The 16,570-nt window shown below is 41.6% G+C and carries 20 protein-coding genes; 3 read left to right on the forward strand and 17 right to left on the reverse strand.

The window, feature by feature from the left end:
- Positions 1-45 precede the first annotated feature (45 nt).
- Both CGICJO_RS12110 and CGICJO_RS12115 read left to right on the forward strand, forming a co-directional pair.
- On the forward strand, positions 46-219 hold the full coding sequence (locus tag CGICJO_RS12110) for a type II toxin-antitoxin system HicA family toxin (protein WP_486499093.1): 174 nt from the start codon (positions 46-48) through the stop codon (positions 217-219).
- A gap of 51 nt (positions 220-270) precedes the next feature.
- Positions 271-666, forward strand: a complete 396-nt coding sequence (locus CGICJO_RS12115) for a type II toxin-antitoxin system HicB family antitoxin (RefSeq protein WP_486499094.1) — start codon at positions 271-273, stop codon at positions 664-666.
- A gap of 130 nt (positions 667-796) precedes the next feature.
- Here CGICJO_RS12115 and CGICJO_RS12120 read toward each other — a convergent pair whose 3' ends face one another.
- Together CGICJO_RS12120 and CGICJO_RS12125 are read right to left on the reverse strand one after the other, a co-directional pair.
- The gene (locus CGICJO_RS12120) at positions 797-994 is read right to left on the reverse strand and encodes a ribbon-helix-helix domain-containing protein (protein WP_486499095.1); all 198 of its coding nucleotides are present in this window, start codon (positions 992-994) and stop codon (positions 797-799) included.
- 110 nt (positions 995-1,104) lie between these two features.
- A complete protein-coding gene (locus tag CGICJO_RS12125) occupies positions 1,105-1,245 on the reverse strand; it encodes a hypothetical protein (protein WP_486499096.1) in 141 nt (46 codons plus the stop codon).
- Between the two features lie 296 nt (positions 1,246-1,541).
- Here CGICJO_RS12125 and CGICJO_RS12130 point away from each other — a divergent pair, with 296 nt between their 5' ends.
- The gene (locus tag CGICJO_RS12130) at positions 1,542-2,723 is read left to right on the forward strand and encodes an IS110 family RNA-guided transposase (RefSeq protein WP_486499097.1); all 1,182 of its coding nucleotides are present in this window, start codon (positions 1,542-1,544) and stop codon (positions 2,721-2,723) included.
- 277 nt (positions 2,724-3,000) lie between these two features.
- On the opposite strand, the gene CGICJO_RS12135 is transcribed toward CGICJO_RS12130, so the two are convergent.
- The 15 genes from CGICJO_RS12135 to CGICJO_RS12205 form a co-directional block, all read right to left on the reverse strand.
- On the reverse strand, positions 3,001-3,903 hold the full coding sequence (locus CGICJO_RS12135) for an N-acetylmuramoyl-L-alanine amidase (protein ID WP_486499098.1): 903 nt from the start codon (positions 3,901-3,903) through the stop codon (positions 3,001-3,003).
- Positions 3,903-4,313, reverse strand: a complete 411-nt coding sequence (locus CGICJO_RS12140; RefSeq protein WP_486499099.1) for a phage holin family protein — start codon at positions 4,311-4,313, stop codon at positions 3,903-3,905. The genes CGICJO_RS12135 and CGICJO_RS12140 overlap by 1 nt, the downstream gene beginning before the upstream one ends.
- A gap of 16 nt (positions 4,314-4,329) precedes the next feature.
- Positions 4,330-6,114: a hypothetical protein gene (locus CGICJO_RS12145; RefSeq protein ID WP_486499100.1), complete on the reverse strand. Its 1,785-nt coding sequence runs from the start codon at positions 6,112-6,114 to the stop codon at positions 4,330-4,332.
- 4 nt (positions 6,115-6,118) lie between these two features.
- Positions 6,119-7,243 carry a siphovirus ReqiPepy6 Gp37-like family protein gene (locus CGICJO_RS12150; protein ID WP_486499101.1) on the reverse strand — a complete coding sequence of 375 codons (1,125 nt, stop codon included), beginning with the start codon at positions 7,241-7,243 and terminating at the stop codon, positions 6,119-6,121.
- A 1-nt stretch (position 7,244) separates the two neighbouring features.
- Complete coding sequence (locus CGICJO_RS12155; RefSeq protein ID WP_486499102.1) at positions 7,245-8,120, reverse strand: phage tail family protein; 876 nt, start codon at positions 8,118-8,120, stop codon at positions 7,245-7,247.
- A complete protein-coding gene (locus CGICJO_RS12160) occupies positions 8,117-10,705 on the reverse strand; it encodes a phage tail protein (protein WP_486499103.1) in 2,589 nt (862 codons plus the stop codon). Before CGICJO_RS12160 ends, CGICJO_RS12155 begins: the two co-directional genes overlap by 4 nt.
- Before the next feature lie 207 nt (positions 10,706-10,912).
- A complete protein-coding gene (locus CGICJO_RS12165; RefSeq protein ID WP_486499104.1) occupies positions 10,913-11,296 on the reverse strand; it encodes a hypothetical protein in 384 nt (127 codons plus the stop codon).
- A gap of 20 nt (positions 11,297-11,316) precedes the next feature.
- Positions 11,317-11,910 carry a major tail protein gene (locus CGICJO_RS12170; RefSeq protein WP_486499105.1) on the reverse strand — a complete coding sequence of 198 codons (594 nt, stop codon included), beginning with the start codon at positions 11,908-11,910 and terminating at the stop codon, positions 11,317-11,319.
- A 2-nt stretch (positions 11,911-11,912) separates the two neighbouring features.
- Positions 11,913-12,254, reverse strand: a complete 342-nt coding sequence (locus CGICJO_RS12175) for a hypothetical protein (RefSeq protein ID WP_486499106.1) — start codon at positions 12,252-12,254, stop codon at positions 11,913-11,915.
- Complete coding sequence (locus CGICJO_RS12180; RefSeq protein ID WP_486499107.1) at positions 12,251-12,715, reverse strand: HK97-gp10 family putative phage morphogenesis protein; 465 nt, start codon at positions 12,713-12,715, stop codon at positions 12,251-12,253. The genes CGICJO_RS12175 and CGICJO_RS12180 overlap by 4 nt, the downstream gene beginning before the upstream one ends.
- Positions 12,716-12,729: 14 nt before the next feature.
- A complete protein-coding gene (locus CGICJO_RS12185; RefSeq protein WP_486499108.1) occupies positions 12,730-13,062 on the reverse strand; it encodes a phage head closure protein in 333 nt (110 codons plus the stop codon).
- Position 13,063: 1 nt separating this feature from the next.
- On the reverse strand, positions 13,064-13,378 hold the full coding sequence (locus CGICJO_RS12190) for a head-tail connector protein (RefSeq protein ID WP_486499109.1): 315 nt from the start codon (positions 13,376-13,378) through the stop codon (positions 13,064-13,066).
- A gap of 15 nt (positions 13,379-13,393) precedes the next feature.
- Positions 13,394-14,590 (reverse strand): phage major capsid protein, encoded by a 1,197-nt coding sequence (locus CGICJO_RS12195; RefSeq protein ID WP_486500029.1) that lies wholly within the window; start codon positions 14,588-14,590, stop codon positions 13,394-13,396.
- 23 nt (positions 14,591-14,613) lie between these two features.
- Entirely contained in the window at positions 14,614-15,318 is a 705-nt protein-coding gene (locus CGICJO_RS12200) for a head maturation protease, ClpP-related (RefSeq protein WP_486499110.1), read from the reverse strand.
- A gap of 13 nt (positions 15,319-15,331) precedes the next feature.
- Positions 15,332-16,570, reverse strand: coding sequence for a phage portal protein (locus CGICJO_RS12205; protein WP_486499111.1), 1,239 nt, complete (start codon positions 16,568-16,570; stop codon positions 15,332-15,334).

Consider the following 16,570-nt stretch of genomic DNA (forward strand, 5'->3'; position numbering starts at 1 on the left):
ACGTATTAAAGGCGTATAATATATACATAGAGAGGAGGAAATACAGTGAAAAGAAAAGACTTGATAAAACTTCTTGAAAAGAACGGTTGGTACTTAAAACGCAAAGGTGGAAACCACGACATATACACCAACGGAAAAGACATAGAACCTGTTTCAAGACAAGTCGAAATCAAGGAACCAGTTGCACAGGCAATTATCAAGAGGAGAGGGCTCAAATGAGCCCTTGACACCTCTGTTTTTATAGAATTATCTTACTGGAGGTTATCAAAAATGAAAAAAGCTTATCCAATCATTTTAACACCGGACTCAGACGGTTATACTGTTTATATTCCGGATTTTAACGCTAACACTCAAGGAAATGACTTAGCTGAGGCTATTGAAATGGCAAGAGATGCCATAGGTATTATGGGAATTGATATGGAAGATGATAAAAAAGCTCTTCCTGAGCCAAGTTCTACAGCCAATTTTAAAGTAAACGAAAATGAACTTGTTTCTCTTGTGGATGTTGATTTTTCCGAATACCGTAGAAAAAACGAAATGAAAGTTGTTAAGAAAAACTGTACCCTTCCCAGCTGGCTTTGCTATGAAGCCGAAAAAGCAAATATTAACTTCTCTCAGGTTTTGCAAGCTGCATTGAAAAAAGAATTGAACATCACAGACAGATAATTTATGCCCGTTCCTTATATTTTGGGAACGGGCTTTTCTGTTAGTAAAATCTGATTTTATGTTATTGAAATTTACATATGTGTTATTACAATTTGCAAAAACCGCCCGGCGAGAACCGAGCGGCTGAGTATTATGTGTTTTCTTGTCCTAAAAATTTTTCTATAGCTTCCCTTATAACTTGTGCCTGAGAAACATTTCTGTTTTTACATTCAGATTTAAATGCTTCAACTAAGTCTTTAGGAAGCATTGCCCTTACTGTTCCGTAAGTTTTTTCGTTATATCTGCGTTTCACTTCGCTGGAGGTTTTCGTTTTTCTTTTTCCGTCCATTGATTACACCTTTTCCTCTTGCCTTTTATTTTATAATATGGTAAAATGAAGTTGCCATATTAAGGGCGGCGGCAAGTACCGCCCCTAATAGTCTTTTGTTGTTTCCCTGCTTATTTATTAAGCAGGGATTTTATTTTTTCTTTTGCTTCTTCAAGGTCTTTGCACTCATTAAGGATTTCAAGAATTTTTCTTGTTTGGTTTTCTTCTGCAAGTTCCCTAAGCATTTCGCTTATGTTCATTTCTTCGTCCATTGTTATCTCCTTGTATAATAAATTTAGGTTGATAAGGGAGCCTATCTCCCAAAATCAACTGTATAATTATTCAACATAATGTTGTATAATTGTAGTTATTAGATAGAGGATGTCGTATTCTCCTTGGGGAGCCAAAAGCTACTCCGTACTGGAAAGACTGACACCTCTTCCTGATAAACAGATTACGAATAAGTTGGATGTTGACGGCTGATTGCCGTACTTCGAATATAGAACAAGGCAGTAACGTTTATCAGATAAGAGGAACTATCTAAAATCTGTTTATTTAGGTGAATGTTATGCTTTATCTCGGAATTGATATCGGCAAAAATACTCATGTTGCTTCTCTTATTGATGAAACAGCAAAACCATTATTCAAAGCATTCTCGTTTTCAAACACAACCGAAGGCGCAAACAGCCTGATTGAAAAATTATCAGTACATATCAATAATCAATCAGAAGTTGAAATAGGAATGGAGGCTACCGGTCATTATTGGCTTTCGATTTACTCATTTCTTGTTGAAAATGGATTTGTTGTTCATGTCGTTAATCCTATTCAAACTGACGGCCGGCGAAAAGGGACTGAAATCAGAAAGCGTAAAACAGATTTCATCGATTCTGTTCTCATTGCTGATTTGATACGCTACGGTGATTTTGTTGAAACCTCACTGTCAGATGAAGACACAATGTCACTGCGTAATCTGTCACGCTTTCGCACTTATCTTGTTTCGTCCATTTCAGACTTGAAGCGCAAGGTAATCTGTGTTCTTGACCGGGTGTTCCCAGAATATCACACTGCTTTTTCAGATGTTTTCGGCGAAACCTCTAAAGAACTTCTTTCGCACTTTCAAACTGCGGATGATTTTGAAAACATCTCTTCTGAACAGCTTGAAAACGTGCTCAAAAAGGTTTCTTTTAAGGGTTTTGCCAAAAACAAAATCACTCAGATTTCAGAGCTCGCAGCAAGTTCTTTCGGACTGAAGTTCTGTCAGGATAGCTTCTCTTTACAGCTTCGGCTTTTAATTGAGCAGATTAAATTTATTGACGCTCAGGTATGTGATGTGGAAGCAGAAATCAAAGTTATCCTTGATAAAATTAATTCTCCTATTATGACTGTACCGGGTGTAGGCAATATTAACGCCGCTGTTATTTTAGGAGAGATCGGTGATATCTCTCGCTTTTCAAACGCTTCCAAGCTTGCTGCTTATGCAGGTATAGACGCTTCTGTCAGCCAATCCGGTGAATACCAATCCACCAATAACAAAATGAGTAAGCGTGGCTCTCCCTATTTGCGCAAAGCTCTGTTTCAGGCTGCCTTGATTGCAGCCTTTCATGATCCGGTTTTCTCGGCTTTTTATCAAAAAAAGCGATCCGAGGGCAAGCATCATCTTACTGCTGTTGGTGCTGTTGCCAGAAAGCTTTGTAACACCATTTTTGCTGTTTTGAAATACAATACCGCTTACGTCCCTCAATTTAAATAATCTTTTTATACCCACTTATCCATCGACTTGGACTTTTTGTTCAGGTCTTTTTGTCTTGCATATTTTTTCATCCCTTATTCGTTATTTTTTTATTTTTCCTATTGACTTTTTATAGTTGGTCTTTCCGGCACTTGCCGCCTTACTCGTCTTTTCCTCACCTCCTTGACTGTAACTATATTATAACATACTCCGCTTAGTATGTCAACACTTTTTTATAAAAAACTGAAAAATTTTCAAAAAAATAAAGGGGAACATTTCTGCTCCCCTAAGAATAATGTTAAATCTTACTCAAATATTTCTTGTCAACCGCTCCGGTAATATCTCCGGTTTTCTGAGTGGAGACAACCACACGGTCGCCGCTTATTTCTCTTACGTACAGGGTAGAGGTGTATACCCAGTCTGAAAACTTCATTGATGTGCCGTACACTGTGGCGTTGCTGTCAAGCTTTACTTTGTCGCCTATAGCGAGGGCAGGTTTATCGGGTGTATTATTAGGCTTCTGAACCGTGCCTGTTGTGATAAAACCGTTAAACCCGGCTTCTTTCAGCTTTTCGAGCTGTGCTTCGGCATTGGCTTTCTGCGAAAAGGCTCCTGTCTGTACTCTGTAGATTATCCCGTCGTAAGTATTATCAGAACTGCCAACCAGCTTGGAAGTCACCTTGTTTGCAAGGTCTCCCAAACGGCTGTAAAGCCAATCGCCGGGGCAACTCTTGTTTGCAAACCATCTATGTACAGTAAGTACCATTTCATTTGATTTCGGTTCATAGGCGAGGGTTTTACCTTTATCACCAAACCACAAAAGCTTTGTTTTACCGTTGCGCTTGCAGATATCAACACAAAGATTGATAAGTGACTGGTAAACCACGTCGTAGAAAGCATATGGCGCTGTGGTATCTGAAGCACATTCTATTGTTACCGCTCTCTGGTCATTATCGTTGGAGGATGAACACCAGGAGCGGTTTTTCTCTTCAACAAACATTCCCATTCTTCCGTCAAAGCCTATTCCATAGTTGGAGGATGCCTGGCAGGAAGTAGATGCAAAAAGATTTCCCAGTGTCTCGATTGCACACTGACCAACCACACAGTGGGGAGTAATGCGGTCAATGGAGTGGGTTCTCTCACCTGAATGGTTAGGGCTTAATTTTGTATATGATATAAGAGAAGAATTTGTATATGACATTAGTTTTCACTTTCCTTTCCATTATGCAGCTGTTTAAGTATTTCCTTTAATTTTTCCGGAACCGGTAATCCGAGATGAGAAGCGTTTTCCAGAATTGAAACGCCTTCATTTGAAAGATAAAAGAAAATTACCACATTTCTCAAAATACCTGCCTGTCCCAGAATGTATATATCCAAAAGATTTCCAATTCCAACCAAAGCGAAGATGAGAACCTTTTTGCATATGCCTTTAAATCCCACTTCGCTTGAAAGCTCCTTATCGGCTATAGCGCACATAATTCCAGTTATGTAGTCGATTACCACAAACGCCAAAAGGGCGTAAATAAAGCCATCGTTTCCACCTAAGAACCAGCCGATAAAACCGCCAAAAGCGGAGAAGACCATTTGTATTAAAGTCCAGATTTGTTTCATTTATTTTCTACCTTCTTTAATTACTATATAGAATATTTGTTCCCGATGTATTACTATTATTAAATATCTGTTGTAACCTTGTAGTTGTGTTTACGGATGAAAAGCTTGACTGTGCGGTCAATATGTCGTTGGCCATTACACAGCCGGAAAACCTAAAATAGTGATTATCAAGCCATGTGTTTGTAAGACCATATGCACCATAGGCACTGGCCATTGCCCCTACTTCTCCATCCATAAATAAAAATTGACATTCTGTAAAAAATACAAAGGACTTATAGCTTGACGACGGATATACCATCATAATTTTTGCCATATCAAAAGAGTCGTCGTAATCTTCTAAATAGTTGCTCTTAAAGACGCAGCCTATAAAATGATATGTTGGATATACTCCGTTGCTTGCCTCGGTTATCAATATAGGATTTATTTTCTGAGTGGCTTGTCTGCCCATCATAAACAAACAATCCTCTATGTAAACCACCAACTGCTGAGTGTATTGTGGTATTACAGATATAACGCTCAAAGGAGCTACAGCGTGGTCTATTTTAAGACCTCTGATATGTATACTTGTAATGTTTGTTTTATCTGATATCTTTACAAATTCAGTGTTTGAATTCATACTGTTCGGGCATTTGATGTTACATCCGCTGAAATCCAATATCAATGTCAGATTATTAAATGGTGAGGACGATAAATCAGGTACGATAATCGGGCCATAATTTACATTTACGTCACCTGAGAGATTAAGCTTTATCACAGGAGATATTTTTGCCATGCTAAGGATTACTGCACCTATATCGGTGGTATTATCTTTACCTGCTGAATTAACATTACAAAAATACGTTGCACCCATACCCCACTGGTTGCTATCTGTACCGGCTTTATAAAGCGTGTGTCCCACTCTGTTAAGGCTTGGTGAAAAATCCGGAATATTGCCTGAAGAACCGCCATCAAATGTAAGCAGGTTCCAGCCTGTTGAGGTCTTCTCAACCAACACTGTGGCATACTGTGCTATAGGATTTGTTTTCCATGCCCCGTTGAGAACACTGATTTTCTGAGCCTGACCGCTGTTAAACTTGAGTGTTGCTCCCGGCTGTACGCCTGAGTCATTGCCGGGATTAGTCAGCTTTACAGCGATAATGTCACCTGTATTTACTGTTTCTCCCTCGGCCGTAATTTCGATTTTGTTAGAGTAATCTGTCGCCGAAAAGGTTCTTATCAAAGTAGCCCCTTCAATTCTGCCTACCAGCTCATCATACCTTGTAAAAAGCTTATCAATAAGCTCATTAAGCTTTGTTGTATCTATTGGCTGGCCAACGCTTGTGACTATGCCGCATACGTTGGTATCATACCTCTTGTCTTTATAGCTGGTTATATTAAGCTGACTGTTTCCTTTGCCTACATAAATTTCAGCTATGACAAGTTCCCATATTTCGGCATTTCTCACCGGTGTTACAGGTGTTGGATTTTCCGCAGGTGTTGAGGATCTGAGCTTTGCCCTTATCTGTCTTTCGGACAAATTCCACTGTATCACTATGCTGTCAATACGGTTAAGAGTGGCATGTGATGCAGGGATTTCAATGCTTTTGTCCCTTTCGTTGCTATAACCATATCCGTTTATAAAAGCTTTTCCCGGACGCAGTATAAAGGCTCTGTCGCCGTAAGGACTCAAGCTCATGGAAAGCTCACTGCCCGTTTTTAAAAAGATACCATTTTCAATAAATGAAGAAAAATATTCAGCCCAGTATGTTGAACCATACTTGCGGTCACCGTTATCACTGTCAAAAAAATAGGATTTTTCCATAGTGTCATACTCCCTTCTGTGAATTTATCTGTCTTATTTTATTTAAAAGTTTAGGCGTACTCTCTCCAAATTTAATCTGGATACTTTGTGCGCCGTCCTGATAAACTTCCTGTACTTCTGTTATTCTTGAATTTATCTGTATACCCCACTGCTTATTAAGACAGGTCACTCTGTCGCCAACGTCATAATCAACTTTGTATACGAGATTTCCGGCAGTGTAAAGTTCAGAATTAAAAGTCCTCGCTTCCGTATATGAAGCAAGCTCCTCATTGCCACGAGCCAAAAGTAAGTTTTTGTATTCATCCAAGGAAATTGATATTTCTTCCGTGCCATCCATGTATGATTGTTTGATATCGGATGCATTTACAAAAACCTCCGTGCGGTCAAGTCCCGTGAAGCCGTCCTGTGTACTTACCACAACACGCTGTTCACCTTCCTTTGTTTCTCCACCTATGTAAGCCGTGGTTTTCTTATTGCTTGTGTCGTATTCATAATCCTGACTTAACACATTGTCATACTCAGGGGAAAAGATACATGGCAAATTACCCTCAGCATTTCCCTGTGTTCTGTCCACACCTTTATACACTGTAAAGGTGTGATTTTTGTTTTTAAAGTCGGTAATTATCTTTATACCAAGCTTTCCGGCTTTTGCCGCTGTTTCTAAAGCTGTCAAAGCATTTACATATGCGTCCGATGAATAGTCAATAGTTCCGCCTAATCCCTGAGAAGCTCCCAAAAGCAAATTGGGGATTTTTCTTTTCGAGTTTGTGGGATTTACTGCATTTTCTTTTACAATTCTAAGCATGATAAGCTCAGTGGTGCTTTTGGTTATTATCTGATTTTCGATAATCCTTTTACCGAGCCATGATAAAAGGAATTTGCCTTGTACTTCGATTTGCTCGCCCTTTTCATCCTTTGTAATGGCAACATAGCTTATCTGTCCGGCTTCATCATAGCCTTGAATTGTTATGATATTTCCCATTGCCAGCATATCTCTATTGAAATCACTATAGCCGATAAGGAGTTTAAATTCTCCGCACTCCCAGTATCTGCGTGTCCATATGAGAGATATTGGGTCATCTATTACACCCAGCAGTGTAAGACTTGTATCATAAATAAAGATATTCATTTTACACACCCCTGTACAAGTTATCGTGATATATGGTTATCTCAAGATTGCTCTTGCCGCTGTCAGCGTTATAGCTGAAAAGATTATCGCCGATTTCAAGCTGTAAAAAGGTTGAAGATGGGTCCAAATACTGTATGGCGTTTTCCTTTTCTCCGTCAGCTCTGGTTATATATGCGGTTTTGTTTCTGTAATGGGTTGTAACTTCCAGCTTGTCGCCTTTGGAAAGTGAGACCTTGAGTTTTATATATTCCTCTGTTTCTGTGTTTTTCAAGGAGGGATTTGTAAGACTCGCAGTGGCATAAAATACAATTCTACATCCGCAGGTCACATCGCCTCGATTTATCACGTTGACTTCTGCCTGTTTATTCAGCCTTCCAATTTCCCAATCGCTTGTGATTTCAACAGGAAACTCAAAAGCTCCTTCCCATGACACAATAGAAGTGGCGGTTTCCATTGGGTCACACCAAAGCGGATCCGGACAGAGGATTGAAATATAGAAATCATAAAGAATTTTTGTACAAGTAAACTTTATGCTTTGAGCAATTCCTGAAATTTTTCTCTGTATTCCGTTGAGGTCATATGTAATCTCAAGTGTTTCCTCGGGAGATAAAGCGTTATTTAAATTTTGTCTTAACTGCGCTACAGAAATCTTATCGGTTATTCGGAAAGAACCCTGAATTTCAATAGTTCTGGGTCCTATTCTGTAGCCGGTAATAGTTTCTCCGTACTGTCCAAGGCCTTTTTGTGTATAGATTTCATTTGTGGCGTCAGACAGTCCCTTGCAGTCTTTTTTAATATTTACATGGTAATCACTGCCCACGGAAAATACTACTTGTTTTCCGCTTTCGTTTTTTAAAACTAATTTTTCATCAATCAAAAAGCAAGCCCCCTTGTAACTAAAGACATTTGTCGTGCAGCCTCTTGCTGCTGTCCGAAATATGATGTGTCTTTAGCGTAAATATTTTGCACAACTACAACTTGTGCGTCTTCCGGTAAATCATTAGCTATGTTATATGAGGAAGATATATTTCCTCTTATTCTATAATCAGGAGAAAGAGAAAATTGCATATCCTTTGAAAGACCGTTCATAACTCCGCTTATGTCACGGCTTAGGTTCTCGGTTGCTTTAACTGCCAAATTGCCCTTGCTGTCAATGGAGCCGGCAAGACCTTTTACCAGCATTTCGCCCACCCAAGCCATAAGCTTTGAGGGGGAGTGTATTCCAAAGAAACTGCATATTCCGTCCCAAATGCTTGACGCCCAGCCTGAAACCTTATCCCAAAGCCAGTCACCAAGTCCTGTAATACCGTCCCATAGACCTTTTACTATATTTCCTCCGATATCCACAATTCTGAACATCTGGTCCTTAAAAGCATTGACAATGCCTGTGATTATCTGCGGCACGGCTTTTACTATACCTGCTATAATCTGAGGGAGATTTTTAATAATGGACACAAACAGCTCCACTCCGGTAGAAGCGATTTTTCCCACGTTTCCCAAAATAGCACTTACAAGACCTGAGATTATCTGAGGTATTGCCCCAACAACAGTCACTATTATCTGGGGCAGGTTTTGAATCAGTGAAACCAAAAGCCTGAAACCTGCATCAATTATCTGAGGTATGGAGTTGATAAATGCATCAACTATGTTGTTTATGATTTCCGGTATAGCGGCAACAATGGCTGTGATTATATCGGGAAGCGCCGCAACAAGTGAGGTTAAAAGGGTTATGCCTGTATCTATAATCATGGGAATTGACTCAAGAAAATATGTAACTATTCCTCCGATTATCTCCGGCAGAGCCGCTATAAGGATTGGCAAAGCATTTAAAATACCCTGTGCCAAACCTGTTACCAGCTGTAGTCCGGCTTCTAAAATCATGGGAAGATTTTCAATCAGCGTTGTGACAATCTGAGTTAACACCTGTACTATTGCCGGTATCAAGGTAGGGAGAGCCTCTGAAATACCTGTTGCTAAAGTCGTAACTATTTGTAAAGCTGACTCTAAAAGCAAAGGTAATGATGTGATAAGTCCATTGATAAGTGTTAAAACCACATTCAAAGCGGAAGTGGTAAGCTGAGGAAGAGCCAAGGCAATACCGTTTACAATAGTAATTATCATATCTGTTCCGGATGTTAAGAGCTCCGGAAGACTTTCCGTTATTGCAAGGATAACCACAGGGAGAATCTGAGAAATTTTATCCATCAGTGTTTTTGTAAGTCCGGCAACGCCCTCAGCCAATTTGCTTGAGGCATCGGCTGTTCCCTTTAACACTCCCTGTAATCCCTCGCCCATAAGCTCTACAAAAGGAAGCATTTCTTCCAAAACGTCCGCCGCCATGTTTTTAAGGGAGGTCATAATGGGTTCTGCAACTGCTCCCAGCTTGGCGTAAGTGTCTGTAAGTCTTGCCTGAGCCTTTCGAGATTCTATAACGTCACTGTTTAAAGTTTCATAATTCTTTGCCGCATCTTTATAAAGACCGTTGAGTGTGTCTGTGATAAGAGCCGCACGCTCCTGTTCCGAGTTACAGCCGTCAAGTGAGGATTGGAAATCATCCTCGCTTATTCCTGCCCAGTTTAAAGCGTCTGCCAAAACTCCGGTAAGCTTTCCGGTTTTTGCGGTTTCGTTTGAAGCTTCCGTCAAACCCTCAATGGGCAGACTGTCCCCGAAAGTTGCCCAAACACCGGCGGCAATATCTGTCCATTGGGAAAGCTGTTGCTCCGATTTACAAAGCTTTGCTAAGTGGTTTACCGCCTCGACGCTTCTGTCCTCTTCACCTAAGATAGAATAAAAATCGGTGTAAGCATTTCCCGCCTGCTCTGCGGTAAATCCTGCTGTAGCAAAGGCAGTATCAAGCTTTGCTTGGTCTTCACGGTATTCTCGGGTAGATTCAGCAAGGTCTAAAAACTTTTTTGTAAGCCCTGCCAGGGCGGCACCTGCGGCAACAGTGGCGGCTCCCACGGTTACCGCCATTCCTTTTACCGCTGTGCCTATATTTTGTATGGCTTTTGAGGATTTTTCAGCGTCATCCGAAGCATTTTTAACCTCATCTCCGAACTCGTCGGCTTCCTTGCCGGCGTCTGAAAACTCATCACCTGTACTTTTAAGGCTTTTTTCATTTTGCTTAAGCTCACGCTCCATATCGTTGAGAGCGGCCTCAGCGTTGTTCAGTTGGATCTGCCAGTTCTTTGTTCTCTTGTCGTTTTCACCGAAAGAGTTAGATGCATTGTTCAAGGCAGAGCGAAGTGTTTCGATTTTCTTTTTCTGTTCATCAATTTCACGGTTTAGAACCTGATTTCTGGCGGTCAGGGCCTCAACCGAATTGTCGTTTTTGTCAAACTGGGAGGAAACAAGCTTCATTTCCGAACCCAGCACCTTGAAGGATTGGTTTATTTCAGTTAATGCTCTTTTAAATTCCTTTTCGCCCTCAAGTCCGATTTTTAATCCAAAATCATCCGCCACTTTATCACCTGCCTTTTAATTAAATTCCACAAGGGATAACATCATCGATGAAAACTTCACGCTTTGGTTTTGCCTGACCGTTCCACTGTTTATGACATTCCCATAGGTCTAAAAGCAAACCAAAGGGCATGAGCCACACTTCATCCTGAGTTAAATTAAGGTGGGCAAGACCGTAATAAAGAAGTCGGGTGAACAGCTCTTCATCTGTTACCCGACCTGTGAGTTTTTTGTGTTGTCCTCGCTTACAATATTTCTTTTTGTGCCTTTGTAGAGAGCTTCCGACAAGGCCGATTTAAAGCCTGCCAAGTCCAAAGGTGAAGTCAGAAGCTCCACCATTTCCTCTGTAAGCAGCTCTCTTTTATTTTCTTTGTTTTTGATGTTGTGAATTAAAATAGACTGATTTGCCAAAAGGGTTATAAGCCACACAACCTCATTTAATGCCATTTCAAAGTTTTCCGATTTTAACAGCTTATCTCCCAGATTTTCAAGGCCGCCGTATTTGCCGGCTATCTCCTTTGTGGCTTTTGTGGTAAGAATGAGGGTGTACTCCTCACCGCCCAGCATTATATTTGCGCCTCTTTCATTTTCCATTTAAATCCGCTCCTTTAATATTATGGTTCTGAATCTGCATATGCAGGTTCGTAAACCTCGTCATACCATTTGCTTATGGTGTCTGCGGTAACTGATGTGTCGCCCTCTGTGACTTCCGCTTTCCATGGGTGTCTGCCTTTGGCATCAACCTTGTTTCTTCTGGTTACGGTTCCCTCAATGGTAGGTGTGGAAAACTCTATGCTTTCACCCTTGGTGGTCAGGTTCGTTGAAGGTATTCCAAACTGCACTCTGTAAAGCCAGAAGTACCTGTATTTTCCATTTGATTTCTTCGCTCTGAAGCCTATAGCCACAGGGTCGGCGCTATCCTCGCTGGTGGAAACCACAACCCCGTTTTTGTCAATCACAGCTCCCGTAAGGTCGGAAGCTGCCTCAGAACCTATATCCGCCACACCTAAGGAAAGCGTTCCATTTACAAATTCCTTTACTATTTCGGCGGCTCCGTCGTCGGCATAGAGTATCGCCTCTGCAAGCTCCACAGAAAGCTCTACAGTCATGGCTTTTGACAGTGGTTTCGGCTTGTCGTAGGTTTCATCCCCGTCAGCTCCATTTGTTATTTTTGCATAAACCAGCCTATCAAGACCTATTGTCGCCATATTCATTCCTCCGTTTCATAATAATTTGCCGTATCAATGGCGTAATGATGATAGCCGGTATCGTCCTCGTGACCGATATACCGTCTGTCAGTTATGGTTATTTCAGCTTTCAGAAGCTTTTCCGTAAGCTGATTTTTTCTTTCTGTATAGTTATTCTTTGTGTAAAGTGAGATTCTCACTTCCTGAATATCAACGCTTGGAGAGTTATCGCCGAATAGGGAAAGAGTGTCCGTCATAGGGGTAAGGACTATATATTCATCGGGTGCAATATCAGAAAACACGCCTGTTTCAACAGGAATATCAAGGCTTTCTGCAATACCTTTAAGTTCAGCAAGCAGACTCATAATTTTTTAATCTCCTCATTAAAGGTGTCAATCATAGCCTTTTTGCACTGGGAACGTGAAGAGGATATTGCAGGCTTTAAAAATGGTTTTGCCGGCTGACCGTGCTTTCCGTATTCAAGGACGTTTGCAACCATTGCATTGGTTGCGGTGTTGTAGCTTCTTTTGCCCTTCGCTTCATACTGTGTGCGCCTTGGTTCGTTAAAGCCTATTTTTATGTTGTAATTTCCCTTTTCATCCACATCCATCGGAGCAACGCCCAAAGAGTCCTCAAGTTCTCCGGTGGAGCGGGACTCATACTTTGTTCCTGAACCCACAACTGCTGAGAGGTTTTCCCTTATCTTTTTAACCATAACTTCTCCGCCCGATTCAAGAACTTTTTCAACTATCATATCTGTATTTTTTCCCAGCTTTGAAAGCTTGCTCAAATGCTTATCCGGCATTTTTACTTTCGCTGTTGCCATGTTTTTTCACTCCTTTATTTGCTCGGTGTAATCTCTTTAGCCAAAACCTCCACATACATGCCTTTGCCCTTTACGTCCTCAACGGAGGTTATATCAAACCTTCCGTCATTGCACACAATGGTCATGGCTGTGGTTATTTTTACTCCGGGAATACACCTGAATCTAAAAAGATGGGTGGCGTCGGAAAACGATGCTCTGTTTGCCCATTTTTCACTGCCGTGGCGTCCCTCTCGGTACGCCCTTACAGTGGCTATGATTTTATCCTTTTCGGTCTTAAAACCCTCGCCGTCCTTTATGGTCTCTTTTTCCACTACGTCGATAAACTCAGTCATTTTTCCAAAAGACATATCAAACCTTCCATTCTCTGTCCAATCTAAGCAGGAGATTCACCGTATTCCAAACCTGCTGACCTGCCTGAACATTGTCAGCAAAAAATCCGCCTGTAGAGCCGTCACGGCTTTCATAGAAATGGGACGAAAGCATAATGACTGCCTGTTCAGTTGTGGCCGGCATTTGATTTTCGCTGTAAAAACCTGCCTTTAAATGCTGATAGCTTTCAGCGTATGAAATTGAGGCGGTGATGTAGCCTTTCAAAAGCTCATCATCCGCCTCATGGTTTAGAATAAGGTTCTGCTTTACTTTTTGGAGAAGTTCATCAATCATAGCCGTTGCCTCTCATCAGCCAGCTTTCTGCGCCAAAACTTTAATCGCCTCTGGCAAGACAAGTTTACCGTCAACTCTCTGTGAGCCTATAAAGCCGACCTGACCGTTGGCCGCAAAAAGCTCATTCAATCTCTTAAATGAACGAACCTCTCTGTCCGCAATCCAGTAATACGAAAAATCTCCAAAGGCAACAGACTTTGCCCCTGCGGCAATAGTCGGTGCATATGATGTTGTATAAACCGGACGATTCAAAATAGTGTCCGGAGTACCGGCCGCCAAAGACGGCTGCCACAAATACTGTCCCTGATTGTCCTTAAGCTTACGAATGGCTTTGACTGTGCCATCATTCATCAGCCACACAGCTTTTCGACGGTAAGGTGATTTCAATGCATAACAAAGGTCGATAAGTTCGTCAGCGGTTATAGCTGTAGCGCTTGCCGCTGTCACTCCGGTTTGTGCGCCGCCTGTAGCTGCAAAAACACCTGTAGGCTTGCCGCTGCCATCACCTGTGCAAAAAGCTTCTTCCTCTTTAGCACCCATACGACGTGCGAATTCATTTGATATATAGGAAGGAATATCAAATATACTGTCGTTGAGAAGCTCCTCTGAAACCTTCATAAGTGTTGCCACCTTATGTGCTCCAATGTCTGCACTATCAAAAACATCGTCGCTCTCAGTAATAAGTTTTTCCTCAGCTGTCCAAGCCGCTGTGCCATGTGTAGTGACAATAGGGATTTTTCTATCTCCGCTTGCTGTAGTTATAATCCTTGCAATCTGTCTGAATACACATTCCTCCTCCAGCGCCTGTACAAGAGTATGCTCGTATTCATCGGGCACAAGATAGCCGCCCTCGGAGTCTGTGCCAATTTGCAGAGCATTTCTCACCTCATATGGTGTAGTTTTATGGCGCATGGCGTTCCAAAAATTGCTGGTATATTCCTCTGTTGCTCGTACGTCTTTAGCTTTTTTATTCTCCGGATTGTTTTTAATAGGAGAGCTGGTTGGAGCATTGAGCTCAGCTTCCAGTGCTTCACGCCTTTCCTGTCTCTTTATTTCATTTCCTAAAGCTGTGATATCAGCTTCCATACGTGTATATGTTGCGTCATCTTCCGCAGAAAGCACACCGCTTTCATTTCTGTGGGAATCAAGAAACTTCTTTGCTTCTTCCCACGCCTTTGCTCTCTTTTCACGAAGTTCAAAAGTTGTCATTATAAATACCTCCTTAAAATTAAATGTTATTTTAAAAGATTAAGTCGCTCATAGAGAATGTCTATAGAGCGACCTTTTGGCTTAGGATTTGTTTTACATTTTTCAGCTATCTTATCCATCAATGAATTTACCACTGCCGCCTTTGAATACATTGAGGCTGCAGGCGGATTTATGTTTCCTGATACACTCGACGGTTTCATAACCTCATCGGCGAACCCCAGCTCTACCGCTTTTCCTGCGTCCATCCAAGTTTCCGAATCCATCATGTGGGAAAGTTTTGCTCGTGATAATCCTGTTTTAAGCTCATAAGCATTGATGATGGAATCCTTAATGCTTGCAAGCATGTCAATAGCCTTTTTCATTTCGGCATGATCTCCAAAGGCAATAGTCGCCGGGTTATGTATCATCATTGTTGAAACCGGCGACATTATCACCTTTGTGCCTGCCATAGCTATAACCGAAGCAGCAGAGGCGGCAATTCCGTCAATCTTTACGGTAACATTACCCTTGTAATCCATCAGCATATTGTAAATCTGAGCCGCCGCCACACAGTCGCCGCCTGGGGAGTTTATCCAAACAGTAATATCTCCTGTTCCGGATACCAATTCTTCCTTAAAAATCTTTGGCGTTACATCATCATCATACCAGCTTTCCTCGGCTATTGTACCGTTGAGATACAAAGTCCTTTCCGCTGTCTCCGTCTGATCAGTCCAATTCCAAAATTTTTTCATATATTCCCTCCTTTCAATTTGATTTCATATATGCAGCACCTGCATCTTTAAGCGGCATCATATTACCGTTAACAAGATACAAGTCTCCGCCCTCTTCGGCAGGAATTCTGTCCTGATTTTCAAGCTCCCTTATGTCGTTTGCGCTCATCCAGCCGTTTTGCCTGCCTATGGCGTAGCCATTCATTCGGCTTTGATAGTCGCCTCGCAGTAATCCTTCAAGATTAAACTTTACAAAATATTTTTTCTTTTCCTCAGGTGTCAAAAGAGCTCGTCTTATTGATTGCTCCCAACGAACTATCCACGGATCCAACGTATATTTCACAAACTCCAAGGACTGCTGTTCTATATTAGAAAAGCTCGACTTTTCAAGGTCGCCTACCATATGGGGAGGAACTCTGAAAATTCGAGCTATTTCATTTATCTGAAACTTTCTTGTTTCTAAAAACTGAGCTTGTTCCGGTGATATACCTATTGGTGTGTATTTCATTCCTTCCTCCAGAACAGCTACCTTATTGCTGTTGCCGCTTCCGCCAAAAGTGGACTGCCAGCTTTCACGTACTCTCTGTGGGTCTTTGATAGTGCCGGGATGTTCCAACACACCACCAGGAGCGGCTCCGTTTGCAAAAAACTTAGCTCCGTATTCCTCGCAGGCTACAGCCATACCTATGGCATTTTTTGCCATTGCTATAGGTGAATATCCTACAAGGCCATCAAAACCAAGTCCAGGAATATGGAGAACTTCTGAGGGGTTGAGGTAAACAATATTACCTTTCGTAGTGTGAGCTTCTTCCGCCTGAGTGACGTATGTATAATAAAGCTGTCCGCTTTTATCCCTGCTCACCTCCATTTTGTTTGGCATAAGGGGATACAATGCAATGATTTCATTCTTGCCGTTTCTGATTATCTGCGCGTAAGCGTTTCCCCAGAGCAGAAGATGAGTCATAAGGGTTTCACGAAAGATGAAAGAGGTCATCTCCGGATTAGGCTCATCGTGAAGCAGGTTATACAGCGGGTGGTCTATGGCTTTTTCTTTGCCGCCGTCATCGGTGTATCGATAAAAGTGAAGCGGAAGACCTGCCACGGCTTCCGACAAAATTCTGACGCAGGAATAAACCGCTGTCATCTGCATTGCAGAACGCTCTGTAACAGCTTTACCCGATGAAGAACCGCCCATATAGAATGTATATCTGCTTCCGGCAGTCTGATTTTTTGGCTTATCACGGGAATGAAATAAGCCTGAAAGTATTCCCAT

The sequence above is a fragment of the Candidatus Limousia pullorum genome (assembly GCF_057405065.1).

Coding starts and splice junctions, on each gene's coding strand:
- CGICJO_RS12185 (WP_486499108.1), bottom strand. CDS start 13,062: ATGTCTTTTGGAAAAATGACTGAGTTTATCGACGTAGTGGAAAAAGAG.
- CGICJO_RS12150 (WP_486499101.1), bottom strand. CDS start 7,243: ATGAATATCTTTATTTATGATACAAGTCTTACACTGCTGGGTGTAATA.
- CGICJO_RS12170 (WP_486499105.1), bottom strand. CDS start 11,910: ATGGCGACAATAGGTCTTGATAGGCTGGTTTATGCAAAAATAACAAAT.
- CGICJO_RS12115 (WP_486499094.1), top strand. CDS start 271: ATGAAAAAAGCTTATCCAATCATTTTAACACCGGACTCAGACGGTTAT.
- CGICJO_RS12180 (WP_486499107.1), bottom strand. CDS start 12,715: ATGGCAACAGCGAAAGTAAAAATGCCGGATAAGCATTTGAGCAAGCTT.
- CGICJO_RS12175 (WP_486499106.1), bottom strand. CDS start 12,254: ATGAGTCTGCTTGCTGAACTTAAAGGTATTGCAGAAAGCCTTGATATT.
- CGICJO_RS12120 (WP_486499095.1), bottom strand. CDS start 994: ATGGACGGAAAAAGAAAAACGAAAACCTCCAGCGAAGTGAAACGCAGA.
- CGICJO_RS12165 (WP_486499104.1), bottom strand. CDS start 11,296: ATGGAAAATGAAAGAGGCGCAAATATAATGCTGGGCGGTGAGGAGTAC.
- CGICJO_RS12130 (WP_486499097.1), top strand. CDS start 1,542: ATGCTTTATCTCGGAATTGATATCGGCAAAAATACTCATGTTGCTTCT.
- CGICJO_RS12140 (WP_486499099.1), bottom strand. CDS start 4,313: ATGAAACAAATCTGGACTTTAATACAAATGGTCTTCTCCGCTTTTGGC.
- CGICJO_RS12135 (WP_486499098.1), bottom strand. CDS start 3,903: ATGTCATATACAAATTCTTCTCTTATATCATATACAAAATTAAGCCCT.
- CGICJO_RS12145 (WP_486499100.1), bottom strand. CDS start 6,114: ATGGAAAAATCCTATTTTTTTGACAGTGATAACGGTGACCGCAAGTAT.
- CGICJO_RS12190 (WP_486499109.1), bottom strand. CDS start 13,378: ATGATTGATGAACTTCTCCAAAAAGTAAAGCAGAACCTTATTCTAAAC.
- CGICJO_RS12205 (WP_486499111.1), bottom strand. CDS start 16,570: ATGGGAATACTTTCAGGCTTATTTCATTCCCGTGATAAGCCAAAAAAT.
- CGICJO_RS12125 (WP_486499096.1), bottom strand. CDS start 1,245: ATGGACGAAGAAATGAACATAAGCGAAATGCTTAGGGAACTTGCAGAA.
- CGICJO_RS12200 (WP_486499110.1), bottom strand. CDS start 15,318: ATGAAAAAATTTTGGAATTGGACTGATCAGACGGAGACAGCGGAAAGG.